The organism is Bartonella sp. MM97QHHN, from assembly GCF_042194285.1.
Classification (GTDB): domain Bacteria; phylum Pseudomonadota; class Alphaproteobacteria; order Rhizobiales; family Rhizobiaceae; genus Bartonella.
In genome coordinates this window covers 1-4,638 of the sequence record NZ_JBHIMS010000107.1, presented here as the reverse complement: position 1 = coordinate 4,638, position 4,638 = coordinate 1, and the positions used below count along the sequence as shown (strand labels likewise).

The following is a 4,638-nucleotide window of genomic DNA, read 5'->3' as shown; positions in this document are numbered from 1 at the left end:
ACCTTTAAACCCTATTATTTTCCTATTGCTGATATTCAGTCTCTTTTGTTGACAAAAGAAAAAACCGTTAACGTCACCCGTGGTGCAGTTGCTTCGGGGTGTGATGGTGTTCCTGATAAAAGCATCACCGCGTTTATCAAAATCGTTCAAGGAAGCAAGGAATTTAAAGAAGGAACGGATTTTAAAAAAACCGGAGACACCATTGATTGGGCACCCGTGGGAGACGAACCTTTAGCAGGGAGCAGCTATAAGGTGACTTACCGCTATCGCGCAAAAATCACGGCTGATAAAGTAACAGCGCAGGAAATCACTGTCTCAGGTGGGGCGCAAGGTGGTGATATTATCGTCAGTTACACTTACAAACTCCCCCGCATTGACCGTATCGGTCTCAACACGNTTATCGTCAGTTACACTTACAAACTCCCCCGCATTGACCGTATCGGTCTCAACACGGGGGGCAATGTGGTTTACATCAAAGGTATCTCAGTAGACCAACCCATGGCACCCAGTGTCCCTGATGATGTGTTGTCCCTTGCAACCATTACCAACAATTGGCTTGAAACGCCGGTTGTGGTCAATGATGGCACACGGGTTGCCCCCTATGATGAGATGTGGCGCTATTTTCAACGGGTGCTTTCGCTTGACCGTCTCATGCAATTAGAGCGTATTAAAAGCAATGTTGACTCTAAAGAACCCGTTGCCAAAAAGGGCATGTTTGCAGACCCTTTTCTTGATGATAGTTACAGAGATGAAGGCTTTCAACAAACAGGTGCTGTAGGCAACGGCATTTTACAGCTTGCCATTGACCCAACATTCTATACTGCTCCTTTAAAAGCGCCTGTCACGCTTGACTGGACAAATGAAGTGATTATTGCGCAAGAATTGACAACGGCTTGCGAAAAAATCAATCCTTATCAAAATTTTGCAACCTTACCTGGTACAGTAACCCTTGAACCCGCGACAGACTTTTGGCATGAACAGCGTACCGATTGGCTCTCGAGTATCACCAATCAAATCATTATGGGCTGGAACCGTGGCAGTACCATACGTAGAACAGAAGTAAGCGATAATTTCATCAACACACATCAAGAACAAATAGACTTTTTAAGACAAATTACTCTTCACTTTAAAATTGAAGGTTTTGGCAAGTTAGAACAATTAGCAAGCCTCACCTTTGATGGTGTGAATGTTTTGCCTAATTATCCCCTTTTTGCCAATTCCTATGGCGTCCTTGAAAGCACTTTTAAGATTCCTAAAAATATCACCGCTGGCACAAAAAATGTTATCGCACAAGGCAGAGGTGGAACAATTGCAACGGGGCTTTTTACCGGTCAAGGTGTGATTGATGTGAAAGTGATGCGGCGCACCACCACGGTGAAGATCTGGACGCAAGTGGACCCACAAGCGCAAGTCTTTACCCCTGATGCAACACGGCAAATCACCGGAATTGACTTTCATCTTTGCAAAATCGGCAATCAGAACCATGATCTGGTGATTGATTTGGTCACCACAGAAAATGGCTATCCGACCGCCGATATTCAAGCGCAAAGCTTTTATTCTATGAAGGGCGCAAAGCTAGGTTGGGCAGAGGCACGCTATGATGTACCACTCCTTGTGATGGATGACCGTTTAACGGCTTTTGTCATTAAAACCGATGATGCTGATCATTCCGTCTCTTTAGCAAAGCTTGGAGATTTTGATGCAGAACACCAGAGATACGTCTCGAGCCACCCTTACGTGACCGGTCCACGCTTTTCTTCTGTCAATGCTAGGAGCTGGACCGCTCATCAAGATGAGGCTTTAGCTTTTAGGGTGCTGGCGGCACGCTACACACAAACAGAAAAAACCATTGATCTTGGCACTTTTGATCTTGTGGACTGCTCTGATTTACAAATCCGCGCAGCCATTGAATTGCCTTCAAGTGAGTGTTCTGTCATCTTTGAAATTGAACGAAACAATGGCACAATTTATCAACTGCTTCCCTTTCAATTGCTAAGCCTTACCGAATATATCAGTGAAAAGATAAAGCTTCGCGCTATTCTCAAAGGCACCGAAAAGCTCTCACCCGTCTTGTTTGCTCCTGTTCAATTGATTGCAGGAAAGATCCATAAGGAAGCCACTTATGTCACGCGTGCTTTTGCCTTTGGTGAAAAAGCAAGATTGACCAGCTATATCAAAACCTTTTTACCAGGCGGTGCAACCTTTACACTCGAGATGCAACTGGATGATGGTGGTTTCACCCCTTTGAAACTCGACGAAACAGAACAACTTGCCGAGCCCCTTTGGACAGAGCGCAAATTTATCAGTGGTGATAAAGGCGCCAAACAAGCGCGCTTGAAATTGACCCTTACCGGTGGACCTGCTGCGCGGTCCATGGTGTGTGATTTTGGCGCCGGCATATTATGAGGGAAAACAGAGATGACCAAAACCAAAAAACTCGACATGGAATTGCCTAAAGAAGGTCGTTTTATCAGTTCTGAATTCCCAATCTTGCGCGAAAACTTGACCAAAATTGATCAAGCTCTTTTGGCTGTTGAGGAAAAGGTAGACCAAAAAGCGCCTTCACAACACACGCATACCATAAGCGAAATCACAAATCTAGAAAGCGCTCTCAATGGCAAAATGGCAGCGGATAAAACTTTCTCATTTGCTGATTTAAGCGATATCGAAGGCGCACACGATGCCGCAAATAATTATGTTCTCTATAAATCAAGCAATAATAACTTCACCTTTGGCAGTGCTGTCTCACTGTTAGGCGCACATCAACATAAAACCGAAGATATCGTGGGTCTTGATGATTTTAGAGCCAAGATCAATGAAGATCTCACAAGCTATGGTCGCTTAGCCAGCCCAAATGAATGGCAAAGTTATAATAAATTTACCAGCAAAATCACTATGAGTGGTGGCTTAGAACTGTTGGGTAATTCGTCGTTTAATCTCACCCATAATGGTGAAATAGTTACCAGTTTAAGCACAACGGGAAGCTTTCTTAAAGGACCTTTGAGGGTTGATGGTGATGTTGTTTATACGAAGGCGCAAGTGGATGCCGCCATTTTGGCACAAATAAAGAGTCTTAAAAAAGATTTGATCGATAAAATCACAAATTGGCCGGCCCTTGCTGATGCTGAATTGCTCTATACACAGGATGGGAAAATTCAGTGGCCCATCTGGGTCACCGATAAAACTAAAGTTGAGATCCAAGCTTGGGGTGGTGGGGGTAGTGGTGGTAGAGCGTTTGGGATAGGATTAGGAGGAGGTGGTGGAGGTGGTGGTTGTTCCATCTGGTATGGCTATAAAGTCAGTTTAAACGGTCACGAGGATATCATCATTGGTAAAGGAGGGGCTTCTATTGCAAAGAATTTTGTAAGCGGTAAGCCTGGAGAAACAACAACCATTGGCAAAAATTTTATTACCGCTACCGGAGGAAAGGGTGGTGGGGGAGCTGACGCCCGTATCTCTCACTCGATTACTGGGAGTACGACTTCCTTCTATTCAGGCTCTGGTGGTGCTGGAGGCGTGGGAGGAAACTTTGGTTTAGCAACGGATGACCACCTAGGAATTGCCAAAGGCGGAAATGGTTATGCTGGGACAAGCGGAATCAATGGAAAAACAAGCGGTAATGGCGGTGATGCTGGAGGCGATACATCAAGAGGAGGCTCTGGAGGACTAGGCAAAGGTTCCTATAGTTCAGGAAAAGCAGGGCGTGGCTTTGGTGGTGGGGGTGCTGGTGCTCATGGAAATTCCTCTCCAAGCGGTGCTGGTGCTGATGGCGCTGTCCTTATAAGATTATGGAAAGAATAAATGGATGCACAAGTAACCAAGATATGACAGAAGTCAAATGGATAGCTGTTCTATAAGCAGGCTTATATGTTTTTAAGTCCTTTTATCGCTCTTTCAAAGCCCTTTTAAAGGGCTTTTTGAGTGACAGTGTCAGTCTTATGATCGTCTGTTGTTTCTTGTTATGGTCTCTTCATTGATTTGGAGAGCAAGATGGCAACAGAATTTAATCATGGGATACGCATTGTAGAGGCTGGTGAGGATTCCCGTTCCTTAGCAACATTTGATCAGACCGCCATTGGAGCGGTTGTTACAGCCCCTGAAGCTGACAACCAAGTTTTTCCCCTCAACGAGCCTGTTCTTCTCTTTACGCATGAGGGAGAGAAGATCCAAAAGCTTGGGGCAAGAGGCACAGCTCTTGATGTCATTAACGCCGTGTGCGCGCAAGGGATTGAGGCACAAATTATTCTTGTGCGTGTGGAAGAAAAGTCAACCATAGCTGAGACACAAGCCGAGATGGTGGGATCAAATGCTCGACTGACCGGTGTGCATGTGCTAAAACACGCTAGAGGGCATTTAGGGGTAGAGCCTGGGATTTTACTGGCACCGGCTTATAGTGCAGGGCGCCTTGATAATGGTAAAAACCCCGTGGCGGATGCCTTGGAACAGGTGGCAGAAAAGCTACAAGCGATTGCGGTTTTTGATACGGGTGGTAAAAACACGCAAGAAAGCCTTACCTATCGCGCAGATTTTTCCTCACGCTTTTGTTATTTGATTGACCCCTTTGTACGGGTGGCAAATCGTGAGGGGGGTGTTAGTGTTAAACCCGCAAGTCCTTTTGCAGCAGCCATGTTTATCAAA

The 4,638-nt window shown here is 45.4% G+C and carries 2 protein-coding genes and 1 pseudogene; all 3 read left to right on the top strand.

Features of this window, described 5'->3' with window-relative positions:
- On the top strand, positions 1 to 2,406 hold a 2,406-nt coding region (locus ACFIJW_RS09145), incomplete at its 5' end, for a DUF4815 domain-containing protein (RefSeq protein ID WP_375634167.1).
- Between the two features lie 12 nt (positions 2,407 to 2,418).
- On the top strand, positions 2,419 to 3,801 hold the full coding sequence (locus ACFIJW_RS09140; protein ID WP_375634165.1) for a Bgr_08870 family protein: 1,383 nt from the start codon (positions 2,419 to 2,421) through the stop codon (positions 3,799 to 3,801).
- Positions 3,802 to 3,990: 189 nt separating this feature from the next.
- Positions 3,991 to 4,638 (top strand): annotated as a pseudogene (locus ACFIJW_RS09135) (phage tail protein); the annotation flags it as partial.

What these genes read in the sequence shown, in the direction of transcription:
- ACFIJW_RS09140 (WP_375634165.1), top strand. Translation starts at nt 2,419, where the DNA reads ATGACCAAAACCAAAAAACTCGACATGGAATTGCCTAAAGAAGGTCGT.